Source organism: Amycolatopsis sp. NPDC051071 (assembly GCF_040682875.1).
GTDB lineage: Bacteria > Actinomycetota > Actinomycetes > Mycobacteriales > Pseudonocardiaceae > Amycolatopsis.
Map to the genome: position 1 here is coordinate 19,266 of NZ_JBFBBY010000005.1, position 14,808 is coordinate 34,073.

Here is a 14,808-nt window from a genome sequence, read left to right on the forward strand (position 1 = left end):
TCAGGTCTCCCTATGCGTTCGGGGCACGAGCCCGGACCGGTGCAGCCGGACGGCGGTCGCCGGATGCAAGGCAAGCAGCAGCCCGTCGACCACGAGCATGCTGGTGAGCAGGAAGAACACCATCTCCTCGACGGGCAACCCCCCTACACGCAACCCGGAGGTGTGCTGCTCGGAGATACTCCACGTGCCGGCGCCGATCGCCACCCGGTCGACACACCACAGGTAGGCGACCGGCACCAGCGCACGCCACCGCATCGGTGACCACGCGCGCAGGATGTCAGCGCCGACGGCACGTTGCAGCGCGAACAACGGGCCATACCAGGCCAGCATGCTTCCCAGGTACAGAGTGGACGGTTGAGTGGCGGCCAGCGCCGCGCCCACACCCGCCGCGGTCATCCAGGCCATGGCCGTGGCGGCCCGCCGAAAGCGCTCCGGCACGGCCGGTGCCGGTGTCCCGCTCGTGGCCACCAGCCGCAGAGTCCACAGTCCCACCAGCAGGGTTTGGCCCGCCATGAACAGATACTCTTCCACCGGAATCCCGTGCCACGTGGCGACGACCGCACCGTCGGGATAAGACCACACTCCTCGGGCGATGATCCAGCTGTCCCACGGAGTCGTCCACGCCAGCGCCAGACCCAGCATCACGATCAACGCCACCGCTTCCGTCCGCCCATGCCGTGTGGCGCGCGATGGATGGGACGCGACGGCCACCAACCGCCCGACGAGCACCAGAGGTGGAAGTACAAAGCAGGTCAGGAAAGCGAAGTAGGTCATCGCGGCTCACTCGGACGGTCCGCCGTGATACCAGCAGGGCGGGCGGCCCGTCGGCGGCTTCGCAGGTATGCGGGCAGGGCGACCGCGATTCGTCTCGGGATACCGACGCGTACCCTGTGCTGGAGTACTTCATGGTCTGCGTTTTCGACCGCGTCGAGAATGCCCGCGTACAGTCGCGCGGCGGTGTCGATGCATGGCCTGCTCGATGGATGCAGCATTTCGATGCCAGGAATGGCGTAGGCATAGATGGCTCGGGTGCGTGCGATCTCAAACCCGATCAGGTCGTGCACTCCGGGGGTGCACCGCTCGGCGGCGAGGTCCGACCGGCTGACACCGCACCGGTCGAGATCTTCCTGGGGGAGGTAGACTCGGCCGCGGCGCAGATCCTCGCCGATGTCGCGGATGAAGTTGGTCAGCTGGAACGCCACACCCAGTGCCTCGGCCCGAGGATAGGCCTCGTCGGTGAGCGGCTGCAGGATCGGGGTCATCTGCAAGCCGATGACCGCTGCCGACCCGTACATGTACTTGGAGAGATCCGTGTAAGTCGGATAGGTGTCCCGGACGAGGTCCATTCTCATCGAGGATAGAAACGCCTCCACATGCGTCACGGGGATGTCCCAGGTTCGCAAGGTGTGCGCCAGCGCGCAGGACACCCGGTCCGTGCCCGGTCCGGGGCCTGCGGCAAGCACTCCGACCGCGGTGGCGCTCCACTGGTCGAACAGCTGTGCCCGCTGGCCGGGGTCGCAGTTGTCCACGATCTCATCGGCGTGGCGGGCGAACCCGTACAGGGCGTGCACGTAGGGGCGTTTCCAAGGCGGGAGCAGGCGGGTGGCCAGATAGTAGGTGCGGCCGTGCCGGGCGTGCAGCACACGACAGCGGGCGTAGCACTCTCGCAACCACGGATCGGCGATTCCTGCGGCGTCCAGAATGCGGGCATCGATCATCGTCATGCGTCCACCCCCACATCGCTCCCGGTGATCCGCTCAGCCGCGAGCCGACCGCTGATCAGCGCCATGGGAATGCCGACACCGGGATGTGTTCCCGCGCCGGCCAGGACGATGTTGTCGCCGACGAGGTTGCGGGTCCGGAACGGGCCGGTCTGGCGCAACAGGTGGGCGGCGCTGAACGGCGTCCCTTGTGGACATCCTCGCTGTGCCCAGTGGTGCGGGGCCAGGACGTGCTCGGTCTCCCTGCTCTCGTACAATTCGCCGTAACCGTTACGCCGTAAAACGTCCAGCACGTGGTCGTGGTAGCGCCCGCTGATTCGTTCCCAGTCCAGCCGGCCGGTGGCCAGGTTCGGGGTGGGGACCAGTACCGAGACGCAGTGCCGCCCGGGCGGGGCCAGCGCGGGGTCGGTCAGGCTCGGCACGCTCACCAGGAACGACGGATCGTTCATCAGCGTGCCACGGTCGATAATGTCGCGAAACCCCTCAGCCCAGGTTCGCGTGATGTGGATGTTGTGGTGAACCTCGGCCTGAATGCGTCCGCCGGTCAGCAGAAGGAAACACGACGGGGACAGCCGTACCGGGCGAGAGGCACGACCCAGCAGCGTGGGCAGGGCCAGCGACGGGTCCATGGTCACGACCACCGCGTCCGCGGGCATGCGCGTGCCGTCCTGGGTGACCACCGCCCGGCACCGGCCGGAAGCCGACGTTTCCAGCCGCACCACCTTCTCACCGAGCTCGACGCGCACCCCATGCTTGACCGCGGCCGCGGCCATCGCTTCAGGCAGCGCGTGCATACCGCCGCGGGGGAAATACACCCCCGCTACCACGTCCATGTAGGCGATCACCGCATACAAGGCCCGCGCTTGGCGTGGTGACACCCCCGCATACAGCGACTGGAAGGAAAACAACTGCCGCATCCGTTGATCCTTGAAAAACGAGCCGACCTTGCCCTCCAGACTGCGCAACCCACCCAGCGCGACCAACCGGGCCAGGCTCACCGTGAACAGGCTCGTTACACCATCGAGGTTGCGGTCGATGAAGTCGCGGAACTCATAGCGGTACATTCGCTCCAGGAACGCCCGATAGCGGTGGTAAGCACCCGCTTCGCTCGACCCGCACACCCGCTCGATCTCCTCCGCCATCGCCACAGGGTCACCCATGACATCCACAAAGGACCCATCCTGGTAATGGACCCGGTAGGCAGGATCGATCCGGTCGATCGCCAGCCAGTCCTCCACCCGCTCACCCACAGCCGCGAACGCCCGGCCGATCAGTTCCGGCATCGTCAACACACTGGGGCCGGTGTCGAACTGGTAGCCGCTGTCGCGCAGCACGCCCGCCTTACCGCCCACCGACTCCTCCGCCTCGCACACCACCACCTCCCGACCGGCACCCACCAGATGCAAAGCCGCCGACAAACCGGCCAGACCCGCACCGACCACGACAACCCGATCCGTCGCCCCGGCCATGTGCCGCACTGCCATCCCGAACCTCCGTATGGAAGGGGCATCAGGTTTCACACCTGAGTCAGCAGAACCGCGATTTGAAGTGGTCACCGGGACCCAGGGTGCGCGCTTGCACCGCCCGCTACTGTAGTGATCCAATTAACCTGAGCGCGGCCTGAGTACCCGCCTCACTCTGTCGTCGAACAGAGCTGAAAGGGGGAATGCTTCCACTCCGGTTGTTCGGCCCATAATCATCTGGGTCAGTGTGAGGCTGCACCACTCAGGGTAGGACGAAACGTCGGCCCGTCGCAGCATCCATATGGGTTGCACAGCTCAAAAGATCATTGATCGTCTTCGCAACCGCTATGGAGAGAGACGCGCTCCCACACATGAGACGCTCACAGCCCGTGATGATGCCACGCGATCTTCCGCCGAATTGGGGGAAAACGGCGAGTAATCGGGGGTGACTTCGGTCCCTTTCCGCTCGTCCGTTGACCGCATCCACGCCCGTGAGTAGCATCCTGGTTGCCGAATCCGACTCCCAGCTTTATCGGTGACCAGCGGTTCGAACGGTTGAACAAATGATCACGCCGACAGTCGACGCGTCGATTCGATCGCGGAACGAGTGACTAAAACGCAGTTGCGTCTGCTTGCAGCCTTAACGAACTGTCTATGCGCTCCTCTTGCGTCGAACAACCAGGCTTGCCCAACCGAAATAGGCGCCAGTCAAGGCGAGGAGAGGAAGCCATGCCCCCAATTCCGACGGGCTTGGCCTCGCCGGCAGGCTACGCCATCGCCATCACTGTCACCGTATCGGGCACATTGCTGGCCGTCGCGTGGATGGGATGGGACGTAGCCAAAGGGCGCCTGCCTCTCTCCTTCCCGCCGCTGTTCCTGGTGTCAGCGCTCTTATGCCCGTTCGCCGACCCAGGTGGGTCCGTAACGGCGAACTTCCAATATTTCCTCAGCGCTGATAGTACAGTTCTGGCCACTACCTTCGGTCGACCAATAGGTTTTCTGCAGATATCCACCTGGACGTGCTGGATGGGCCTCTACGGATACGCGGCGATCTACACGCTCCGGCGGAAATGGTCCCCTCTGCGCCTGTGGGCGCTTTACGCCGCTTGTGTCATCCTGAACACTGCTGCCCAATGGCTATGGCTCAACTACGCGAGTCTGTTTACTTACTACGGGAGCCAACCATTCCGAATCCTCGGCGTCCCCTTCGTATGGCCATTTCTCACCGTGGGGGCAGTCATGGTCGCAGGTGTCGCCGCATGGTTCGTGCACTCTCAGACCACCGGGTACCGCAAACTGTTCGTGCTGCCCACAGCATCTGTCGCCTTCATGGCCTGCTACGCCGCCACCGCCTGGCCGACCACCTTCGCGCTAGGAACGGAACTGCCCATCCTATGGTCAAGCCTGCTCGGCATGATGAGCCTTTTGCTCGTCTTCGGCGTCCTGGATCTGCTGTTCAGGCGCTACCCAACGCCGAGGTGACCACGGAGTCCGCTGGACGCTCGCCCGCCCTTGCCAACCAAAAGCACCGAACTTAGAATTGATAGCGGCAGGGTGTCAATTGTTCCTAAAGGAACAATTATGTCGTCGATACGCCGCCGGTTTCCCGAGGAGCACAAGGCGCAAGCGGGTAGCGTTCATCATTAATGGCACTTGCACACCGTCGACCACCGCTGGCGTGGCCCTTGACCGCAACCACAGGACCCAGTACACCTCGATAATCTTCGAAAAATGCTGCGCCAACAACGAAGTCCGCTGATTCCTGAGCTGCACCGAGATCGGCTACGATAATGCGGTCTCCGAGTCGTTCTTCGTGGCTTATAAGAGGAACTCATTCAGGTCCAACCGTCAAATATCTAAAAGAGAAGGCACCCGACTGGATCGAAAGCTACTGCAATGCCCAGTGGTGGCACCCAACATTCGGATGCATGGTGCCACATGTGTACGAACTAGGATACAGAACCATCGACGAAATCGCGGCCTAAACCTGCGTCCACAAAACCGTGGCACCAGGAGGAGCAGGCGAAGGCCGACCAGGCTGGGGGATAACGGTGCTAACCTCTGCACCTTAAGTGAGGATCGTGGCGTCAGCCCCGGAGCTGTTTGTAGTGCTCTACTCGCAGTCGGGTGCGGTTGGACAGGCGTCAGCGAGACGGAACTGCTAGTTTACGCCACCACCAGGCAATGGACGACAGGCCAGCGGGCGGCCCAGAGGCGGAGGGATTGTCGCTTCTGGTGGCGTGCACGCTCACGGCGTGAGGGTGCACGCCGTCTGGATTACGGTACCGATCGGCGACGAGGTGGAATTCGTAATTGCCGCGAATGAGACTGGTCAGGTTGTCCAGATAACGGCGCAGTGGTTCGTCTGCGACGTGCAGTATCGAATCATGAACCTCGAGGAAGCGAACGAGGATTCGATCGCGAAGTGCTACGGCGGCCTGCAGCGCGTCTTGTTGTCCACATCTCTCGGTGAGGGCGATGATGTGGACGATGTTGCCGCCCAGCGGGTCATGGTTCTCGTTGTCTTGCTGGGACAGCCAGAGTTCCTTGCCGTAGGACAGTAGGTCGTTGTCGATAGCGGCCACAGCGCCGGCCATTTCGGTCAATGCGTGTACAGCCGGTGCGGCGCGGACTGGGGTGGGAATCTCGCATTTTTCGCTGATTTCGATCCATGTCAAGGTGGGGAACGCGGCGCTGTGCAACAGTCGGGTGAAGACGTAGTCATTCAGTCCGACCTTGTTCAGGTCAGCTTGATAGGCCAGCTGCCAGGAGACACCGGAGAACCAGGCCCGGTGAGCATCGACCAGCCGGCGGATCCGGACGGGGGTGGACAGTTCCTGCAGGCGGCGAGCCAAGTCTCGCAGCGGTGCGTAGAACGGGGATCTCTGATCGAAGACTCCGGCATCGGGTTCTTCCAGAGTCCGCACGAATCTGACGGCCACGTCGACAAACCGGCTGAGGGAATTGTCTGATTCCTGTTCGCACTGCATGTCGTCGAATCGGAAGGTGAGGTAAGTCCAGTCCACGGCCATCTGCAGGCGTTCAGTGTCGGCGTCGGGGCACAGGTTGGCGAAGAACGTGGCGCTTTCCGTGTTCGTCACTTTCGCCTCGTCGGCGTCGGTGTGCCAGAATTTGTGGCGCCGCATGAACTCCAAGCCGTGGCTTTTCAGCTTTGGGAGTTCCGGATGCTGCCGGTGAGGGATCGGAAGATACATGGGAGGTAGAGTGATGTCGACTTCCGGGATCGACTTGGATGAAGGTTGACTGACGACAGTAGAAATATGCTTGCCTGTCATGCGAACCCTTACCTGAATAAAGTGGAAAATGGGTCGGTTGTGTCACATCTCCAACACGTTGTGGTTTCCATATCGTATGCGCCGTTGCCAACAGAGAGGAGAAGCTCAAGGGCATGAATTGGTCCCGACGGTCCGGCGCCTGGCCCAGTGTTCCCTCGGTCTCCTCGCGTCCGGCATGACCGACCAGCGCCACGATGTCGCTGCGGCTGGTGAATTCGCTGGCCTCGTGGTGCATCTTCGTCACCAGCGGGCAGGTCGCGTCGACCACGTCCAGGCCCCGTGCGGCGGCCTGGGCACGCACCGCGGGAGGATGCCCGCGCGCGGAGAACACGACCGTGGCCCTTTCATGCACCTTGTCGAGTTGGTCGACGAATACCGCGCCACGCTGCTTCAGATCCCGTACGACATGGGTGTTGTGCACAACCTGCTTACGCACGTACACCGGTGGCCCGGCCGACTTCAGCAGGTGCTGCACCACCTCGATCGCCCGCTCCACTCCGGCGTAGAGCGACCGTGGCTCGGCCAGCACCACCGACCGCACCACGTCCTCCAGTGCCGGTTTCTCTGTCGCGGTAGCGAACCCGGTACGCCTCTTGTCCACGATCACCGCCCACACCACGCCGCTTCCCTCGATCCCAGGTGAGAACTCCCGTTCCAGCGGCGCCGTGTCGACCCGCAGACCGCGCCGACGCAGCGAAGTAGCCAGTACGGGCGCAGCCGGACAGTCCGCCACCTGCCCGTCAGATCCCCGCGGCCGCACGGCAACGACCGCGTCCACGGCCCGATCCGATATCACCGGTACCCTCGCGGAAAACACGGGCATCGTCCCCCTTTCCAGATTCCTTACAGCGTCGTCAGTGATGGCGGTCGATCACCAGCCTGGCCAGGCTGATGAGGTCTTTGGCGGCGTGCTGCACGGGAGCTGCCGCTGCCAGCGACGCCACGGCCAGTTCCAGGCGCCTGCGGGCCTCCTGCTCGGTGTGCTCGCGGCACCCCGCCTGGTCCAAGTAGCGCACCGCGTCGCCGATCTCGCTCTCGCCCAGCGGCTCCGGCCTCCGGTAGAGCGCGGCGAACTGCAGGGCCGGTTCCGAGCCCGACGCCAGTGCCAGCACCACCGGATAGGTTTTCTTACGTGACCGCAGATCGGAGAACGCCGGTTTACCGGTCACTGCCGGATCACCCCAGATTCCCAGTACGTCGTCGACCATCTGAAACGCCAGCCCCAGCTGCCGCCCGAACTCCGCCAGCCGGTCCACCACGCCCGGCTCGCCGCCGCCGAACAACGCCCCCAGCGCGCACGCGCAGCTGATCAACGCCGCCGTCTTGCCCGCCGCCATCGACAAATACTCCTCGCAGCCCACGTCCCGTCGGGTCTCGAACGCCACATCCGCGGCCTGACCGTCCGCCAAGTCCACCAACGCCCGGCCGAGCAACCGCACCGCCCCCGCCACATCACCCTCAGAGGAGGCCGCCAGCACATCCACCGCCAACGCCAGCAGCGCGTCACCGGACAACGTCGCCGTCCCGATCCCGAACGCCGCCCACGCCGTCGCGCGATGCCGACGGGTCGTATCCCCATCGATAATGTCGTCGTGCATCAACGAGAAGTTGTGCACCAGCTCCACTGCGGCCGCCGCCCGCGCCGCGGACTCGGCCCGCCCACCGACCGCCTCGGCACACAACAACGCCAGCACCGGACGGATACCTTTACCTCCCGCACCCACGACCGGCGCACCACGCTCATCACACCACCCGAACTGATACCCCGCCGCGATCCCCACCGGCTCCGGCAGACGCCCGACAGCCTCCCGCAACACTGGGTCCAACACGCCCCGCAACCGCCGCATGACCGGCACAAAACTCTGTGAAACAGTGGACACCACAACAAACCCCTCACGTCACAGACATGGGTATGCACTGGCCAGAGACATCCACCGCCCCGCCCGAGGAGGCATGGAAGGAAGATCGTCTTTCCCATTCGGAGGCGTAACTGAACGTACCTTTCTGACCGTACTTCGCTCGCATCGGCGCGGCTCGCTCATCAAAACGCCCTCTGCGGAGGAACCTCATCCGAATTCCGGCGAATGAGTCACTATGCGGTACGTATGCAGGTCTTTAGGAGAATAAAGTCATCGGCTAATGACATCCTTCGCTGTAGGCCGGTCGCAACGCAATAGGTGACATTATCTGGTCGCCTTGGATACGGGATGACCCGATTGGGTGCCGTTCGATCTACACTCGGACGGACGATTCGTATTTCGCCATGTGCTAACCGGCCACGCTTCGCTTACGCTGATGCAACACCTGCGTCCAAGTCGGTGACGAGCCCTGAGTTCGTCATGTTTGCACGTACGCCTGGCGCCATCCGTGCCGTTGACGACACTTCGCTTGTCGCGTACGGTTTCCTGTTGTCAGCCGAACATGGACCTTGTTCGAAAGGCGGAGATCATTTGCGGAAATTGATCTTCTTTTGATGTCCGACTTCCGGCGCTCAGGCTGATGCATTGTGGACAGTGCGCTTGCGAGCTTGGTTGCCTGCTTCAGTCCGCGCACCTCGCCAGTGTCAAGATATGTTCGCTATCGAACACTGCAGTAGGCTGGAATTCGGACTTGCATCGGACAAGACTTCGATGGTTGCCACGTACAGATGGTTGCTACGTGCAGTAGAAATCTACCGAATAGTACCGAGCATGCCATCGCCGAAGAACGGGCTCGCCCAGTAACGTCGTCGCCCCAAAGACGCGGCCGCGATCGCCAGTACTGAAGATGGAGGTACGAGCCATGCCAAGCCGTTCCAGAAATCGTGGAATCGTGAGGTTCATCAGCAACATCGTCGAGGATAGTAAGGACTTGCTCGACGACTACCTCGACACAGCCCGCGACGTGGAGGAGGACCTGCGCTACACCGCCCGCAGCAGCCTCGATTACGACAACGACGAGAGAGGCGGTAACCGCGACCGATATCGCGACGACTATAACCGTGGTCGTTACCGTGACCGCGATCGTGATCACGACGAGGGTAGTCTCGCTGACCTCAAGGTTCTGCAGGGCACAATGGCCAGCCTGGCCAAGAGGTTAGATGAGCTGGTGTCGTTGCAGCAACAGCAGCTGGAACAGCCGGCGGAACACAAGAATCCGGCATCAGCCTCGAAGTGACTGGGGTCCGTCACTGGCGAGGGAGACACGTTCATGGCCGAACATCGCTTGCGCGCTGTGGTCACGGCGCTGGTGTCCTTGCTGGGCTCGCAGGTTCGCTATAACATTAGCCGAGATCGTAATTTCAGCTCCGAGCGTGGGTCTCCCGCGCAGCGCAGGGCCCGCGAGGTTCGCCTGACGTTGGAACGTCTCGGGCCCTTTTACATCAAGGTCGGGCAGATGTTGTCCACCCGGCCTGACATAGTGTCCGAGACGACGATCGCGGAACTGCGGAAACTGCACGACACTGTCTCAATCCAGCCGTTCTCGGTATTCGAACCCGTCCTGCGCTGCGAACTCGGTGACCGGTGGCGTAACAGATTTGGTGAATTTGACACCGATCACGCACTGGCAGCCGCCTCGCTGGCTCAGGTGCATGCCTGCACCCTTCCTGACGGGCGACCGGCCGTTGCCAAGATCCAACGACCCGGTATCGCGTCCCTCATCGGGAAGGACATGGCACTGCTGCGCAGGGCCGCGTGGTTGCTGTCCCGGGCCGCCCCAGGATTCACCGAGGTGATCGATGTCCACGCCATGTTGGGCAGCCTGTTCGAGGCCATGCGTTCCGAATTGGATTTCACCGCCGAGGCGCGGCACATGAACCGCGCCCGCGGGGAGATCGCCGACTTCAAGCACCTCGACATCCCCGAGGTCCTGCTCGTCACCCCTCGGGTCATGATCCAAAGCAGGGCGCCAGGACGCTCGATCCGAGACGCCGACCCCGCCGAATTCACCGCGGGTGAACGCTTGGGTATCGGTCGTGACCTGCTGGCGTTCATGTATCGCAGCTACTTCACCACCAGGGTATTTCATGCCGACCCGCACCCCGGCAACATTTTCGTGCACCCCGGGGAGAAAGCGCACCTTCTCGACTGGGGCATGGTCGGCAGCATCGACCGCAACGTCAGCCGCGGAATCCTGCAGGTTTTGACCAACATCGCGCTTAACGACGGCGCCGGCCTGGCCCAGGCTTGGCTCGATCTCGGGCGCTCCACCATCCGCGCCGACGTCTCCGCGTTCCAGAACGATATGGAGGCCTTTGTCCCCCGCGTGACTGGCGCCTCACTGGAGGACCTGAACTTCGGCGTCACCCTCACCACGATTCTGGCCAGTGCCACCAGAAACGGCATCTACACCAATCCCGCTGTCGCGACCTTGGGTAAGTCCTTCGCCAACCTCGAGGGTTCCATCCGTTACCTGGCTCCCGAACTGTCCATCATCGATATCTTCCACGACGAGTTGTCCGACGTCATGATTGATCTGATCGAGGACACGCTGTCCGAACCACAGTTCGCCCGCACCCTCCTGGAGTTGATCTCCGCGATCAACGGCGTTCCGCAACGGCTGCACAGCATCTTGCGTGATCTGAGCAACGGGCAACTCAAGATGCAGGTCAATCAGCTCCCTCGCATCATGTCATCGGGCATAAAACGCAAGTTCATCCTGGGTGCTGCTGTGACGTGGTACTGGTGGAGGAAAAGGAGCAGCACCGCACAAATCTCCAACCGAAGTCCCGGCACTCCGTGACATGTCCCTGCATCCAGTCTTCGCGCTCGCGACACTGGGTCTCCTGCTTATGAGTCTGACCAGAGGATCAAGCATTCCGACTGTGCTCACCTTCGTGACCGTCTGCGCGATGTGGGTCCTCTACCGCCGCGACCATCACCACCGCAAATGAACTCCCGTGGGACCCTGCTCATCGAAGGAGGTGGTGATGACTGCCGACGAACGCGGACACGCCGTGGAGCCTCGCGATTGGGCTGTCCCGAGCTGCGATCGTGGCGACGTACCGGGCGTTGGGAAAGCCCATGGAAAAGTGATTCTGCTGGGAGAGCACGCGGTGCTGTATGGCGTGCCGGCGCTCGCTGTTCCGGTTCCGCAGTTGACGGTCACGGCGAAGGCCTCGCACCGCGGGCCCCTCGGAGTGAGCCCCGGCGGGGTGTCGATCGGGATGAGCGCTCCGATCGAGGTGCCCGTGGAGGGGCCTGCCCAAGATGGCCTGCGACGCGTGGTGTCGACGTTCCTGACTGCGTGCGGGATAGGCACCGACTCACCCGTGGAGCTGTTCATCGACTGCGATATCCCTTCGGGACGTGGACTCGGTAGCAGTGCGGCGTGTGCGAGGGCTGTGATTCTGGCGCTGGCTGATTTGCTTGGTCGTCGGCTGGCTGTCACAGAGGTGTTCGATTGGGTGCAGATCGCGGAGAACGTGACGCACGGCAGGGCGAGCGGGGTCGACACGTGGGCCACCGGCGCGGCAGGGCCGCTCCTGTTTTCGGCCGGCGTGGTGGAGGAACTATCTGTTGGCGCTGACGGCGTGATCGTTATTGCCGATAGTGGTGTCACGGCGAGGACGAAGGACGCGGTGGAATCGCTGAGCCGAGCGTTCCGGTCGAAGGCGCAGGCGCGAGTGGGCTTCACCGAACGGGTGTCGGAGCTGGTCCGCTCGGCTGTCCTCGACTTGGCCGACGGCCGCTTGGATGATCTCGGTGTACGCCTGACTTGTTGTCACGAGGTGCTGCGTGACGTTGGTGTGAGCACGGATCGCATCGATGCGCTGGTCGGTACCGCGCTGGCCGCTGGTGGCCTCGGCGCGAAGATCACGGGTGGTGGGCTGGGCGGTTGCATGATCGCGTTGGCCGAGGGGATGCCTCAGGCACAGACTGTGGCACGAGAGCTGCGGAAGGCCGGTGCTGCCGGGACATGGACGGTACCGATGAGGAGGTCGGCCGGTCATGCCTGATGACTATCGACCGGATCGGACCGGCTCACCGGGCCGGCCGCGCGACTCTGCCGTCATCGCGGACATACCTGCCTCTGTGACCGCCAGCGCGTGCCCGAACATCGCGTTGATCAAGTACTGGGGTAAACGGGACGAACATCTTGTGCTTCCTTGTGGCGACAGTGTGTCGATGACGCTGGATGTGTTCCCGACGACCACCACCATCCGGTTGAACCCCGAAGCGGAGGCGGATACGGTCATGATCGGTGGAGTGGGGGCGGCGGGTGAGGTTCGGCGACGTGTCGTAGCTTTCCTGGATCTGGTGCGGGGCATGGCCGGGCGCGCGGACGCAGCTGTTGTGGAGACTCGCAACACGGTTCCCACAGGGGCGGGCTTGGCGTCCTCGGCGAGCGGGTTCGCCGCACTGGCCCTCGCCAGTGCCACCGCGTACGGCCTCGATCTGGACGCCACCGCGCTGTCACGCCTGGCCCGGCGCGGATCCGGGTCGGCCGCACGGTCAATCTTCGGAGGCTTCGCGATCTGGCACGCCGGCAAGGGCACCGGGACGACCGCGGCGGATCTCAGCTCCTACGCCGAGCCGCTACCGGCGCTTGCCCCGGAGCTGGATCCTGTCCTGGTGATCGCACTGCTGAACACCGCTCCGAAGGCGATATCGAGTCGTGCGGCGATGCGCCACACCGTGAAGACCTCGCCCCTGTATGAGGCGTGGGCCATGTCCAGCAAGCATGACCTGATCGAGATGCGCACGGCTTTGGCCGGCGGGGATCTGCACACGGTGGGTGAAGTCGCGGAGCGCAACGCGCTGGGCATGCACGCCACCATGCTGGCGGCACGTCCCGCGGTGCGCTACCTCGCCCCAGCCACGCTCGCCGTGCTCGACGGGGTGACACAGCTCCGGCGCGACGGTGTTCCGGCATACGCGACCATCGACGCCGGCCCCAACGTCAAGGTATTGTGCCGCCGCGCCGACGCAGCTCAGGTGGCAACGGCCGTGCGCGCGGCGGCCGCACACGACACGAATCACACCGCGTGCCCTGTCGTCATCGCCGGTCCTGGGCCAGGCGCGAGCCTGCGCGCCGATCAGGACGCGCAGGCCGGACGATGACCACGCAGCGGACGGTTGTCCGGCGTGCGCCGGGTAAGTTGTTCCTTCTCGGTGAATACGCGGTACTGGAGCCTGGCCACGCGGCGATCCTGGCCGCGATCAATCGCCACGTCACCGTCGCCGTGTCCAGCCCGGCATCCACCTCCCCGACGACGTCGACGGCGCCCGACGTGGTCATCGCCTCCGACTTGTGCCAGCCAGAAACCCAGCTACGGTGGCGCGATGGCCGGCTGGCAGGGGACACCGCGCACGACGACCGGCGCGCACACACCACCCTGATCCACATCATCTCGGCGGTCGAGGTGATGGATGATCTGCTGGCTGAACGCGGGCTGCCCACACCAGCGATGCGCATCTCGATCACCAGTCAGTTGCATGAGGCTGGAACCAAACTGGGCCTTGGCTCCAGTGGAGCGGTGACGGTCGCCACGGTGACGGCCGTGGCGAACTTCTGTGCTATACGCCTATCCAACCACGCCCGATTCCGGCTCGCGCTCATCGCGACAGCGAGGATCACTCCACACTCCTCCGGCGGCGACCTCGCGGCCAGCGTCTGGGGCGGCTGGCTGGCCTACTACGCGCCCGACCGGACCGAGATCTTGAAGCTGACACGGCGACGGGGCATCCAGGAGACCCTCCGCGCGTCGTGGCCGGATTTCGGGCTACGGCGACTGCCCCCACCCGACGGACTCGCCCTGCAAGTGGGCTGGACCGGCACACCGGCCTCCACCACAGCACAGACCGAGAGCCACAACCTGCGCACCTGGCAGAGAAGCAGAGCACACCGGTCCTTTCTGGACCACATGAGCTGGTGCGTACGCGCCGCGATGCGCGCCTTCGCCCTCGGTGACCGAACAAGGCTGCTGCACGAAATCCGCACCGGCCGCCACCTACTGGCACAGGTGGACGCCGAGGCCCGGCTGGGTATCTTCACTCCACAGCTGACCGCCCTGTGTGACGCCGCGGAAGCGGCCGGCGCGGCCGCCAAACCTTCCGGCGCCGGAGGCGGCGACTGTGGTATCGCCCTGCTCGATTCCCCCACGCCCGCGGACATCGCACACCTTCAGACCCAGTGGACCGCGCTCGGAGTGAGGCCATTGGGCATTCATGTGCCACCGCTCGAGCCGGACGACCCACCGGAGCAGCCAACATGACCGCGGCACCCAAGGACGACCACATCCGGCTCACCGCCCAACAGCGGCGCCAATCCCCAGGAGCGAACCGGTTCGACGCGGCGTCCTTCCTGCCTCAACTCCTGGCCAGGAGCGACCGGGCGGAGGAGTCG

Annotated in this window: 12 protein-coding genes; 6 read left to right on the forward strand and 6 right to left on the reverse strand. The window is 63.8% G+C overall.

Translation table 11 applies throughout. The features are described 5' to 3' along the window. The 3 genes from AB0M65_RS02810 to crtI are packed head-to-tail and all read right to left on the reverse strand — an operon-like array spanning window position 1 to window position 3,205. Window positions 1–774: a lycopene cyclase domain-containing protein gene (locus AB0M65_RS02810; protein ID WP_364020420.1), complete on the reverse strand. Its 774-nt coding sequence runs from the start codon at window positions 772–774 to the stop codon at window positions 1–3. Then, a complete protein-coding gene (locus AB0M65_RS02815) occupies window positions 771–1,724 on the reverse strand; it encodes a phytoene/squalene synthase family protein (RefSeq protein ID WP_364020423.1) in 954 nt (317 codons plus the stop codon). Before AB0M65_RS02815 ends, AB0M65_RS02810 begins: the two co-directional genes overlap by 4 nt. Then, complete coding sequence (gene crtI, locus AB0M65_RS02820; protein ID WP_364020426.1) at window positions 1,721–3,205, reverse strand: phytoene desaturase family protein; 1,485 nt, start codon at window positions 3,203–3,205, stop codon at window positions 1,721–1,723. The genes AB0M65_RS02815 and crtI overlap by 4 nt, the downstream gene beginning before the upstream one ends. Window positions 3,206–3,913: 708 nt before the next feature. Here crtI and AB0M65_RS02825 point away from each other — a divergent pair. Beyond that, on the forward strand, window positions 3,914–4,666 hold the full coding sequence (locus AB0M65_RS02825; protein ID WP_364020429.1) for a hypothetical protein: 753 nt from the start codon (window positions 3,914–3,916) through the stop codon (window positions 4,664–4,666). A 662-nt stretch (window positions 4,667–5,328) separates the two neighbouring features. Here the strand turns inward: AB0M65_RS02825 and AB0M65_RS02830 are convergent. From AB0M65_RS02830 to AB0M65_RS02840, 3 genes are all read right to left on the reverse strand, one after another. Next, window positions 5,329–6,285: a hypothetical protein gene (locus tag AB0M65_RS02830; RefSeq protein ID WP_364020431.1), complete on the reverse strand. Its 957-nt coding sequence runs from the start codon at window positions 6,283–6,285 to the stop codon at window positions 5,329–5,331. Continuing rightward, the gene (locus tag AB0M65_RS02835; protein WP_364020433.1) at window positions 6,227–7,258 is read right to left on the reverse strand and encodes a hypothetical protein; all 1,032 of its coding nucleotides are present in this window, start codon (window positions 7,256–7,258) and stop codon (window positions 6,227–6,229) included. The genes AB0M65_RS02830 and AB0M65_RS02835 overlap by 59 nt, the downstream gene beginning before the upstream one ends. A gap of 76 nt (window positions 7,259–7,334) precedes the next feature. Then, window positions 7,335–8,327, reverse strand: a complete 993-nt coding sequence (locus AB0M65_RS02840; RefSeq protein ID WP_364020436.1) for a polyprenyl synthetase family protein — start codon at window positions 8,325–8,327, stop codon at window positions 7,335–7,337. Between the two features lie 964 nt (window positions 8,328–9,291). On the opposite strand from AB0M65_RS02840, the gene AB0M65_RS02845 reads away from it, so the two are divergent. The 5 genes from AB0M65_RS02845 to AB0M65_RS02865 all read left to right on the forward strand — a co-directional run bounded on the left by AB0M65_RS02845 (window position 9,292) and on the right by AB0M65_RS02865 (window position 14,677). Next, window positions 9,292–9,636 carry a hypothetical protein gene (locus AB0M65_RS02845; protein WP_364020439.1) on the forward strand — a complete coding sequence of 115 codons (345 nt, stop codon included), beginning with the start codon at window positions 9,292–9,294 and terminating at the stop codon, window positions 9,634–9,636. A gap of 33 nt (window positions 9,637–9,669) precedes the next feature. Then, window positions 9,670–11,202 (forward strand): AarF/UbiB family protein, encoded by a 1,533-nt coding sequence (locus tag AB0M65_RS02850; protein ID WP_364020442.1) that lies wholly within the window; start codon window positions 9,670–9,672, stop codon window positions 11,200–11,202. 187 nt (window positions 11,203–11,389) lie between these two features. Next, a complete protein-coding gene (mvk, locus tag AB0M65_RS02855; protein WP_364020445.1) occupies window positions 11,390–12,418 on the forward strand; it encodes a mevalonate kinase in 1,029 nt (342 codons plus the stop codon). Window positions 12,419–12,494: 76 nt separating this feature from the next. Next, entirely contained in the window at window positions 12,495–13,523 is a 1,029-nt protein-coding gene (mvaD, locus tag AB0M65_RS02860) for a diphosphomevalonate decarboxylase (protein ID WP_364020447.1), read from the forward strand. Further along, window positions 13,520–14,677, forward strand: a complete 1,158-nt coding sequence (locus tag AB0M65_RS02865; RefSeq protein ID WP_364020450.1) for a phosphomevalonate kinase — start codon at window positions 13,520–13,522, stop codon at window positions 14,675–14,677. Before mvaD ends, AB0M65_RS02865 begins: the two co-directional genes overlap by 4 nt. Window positions 14,678–14,808 lie beyond the last annotated feature (131 nt).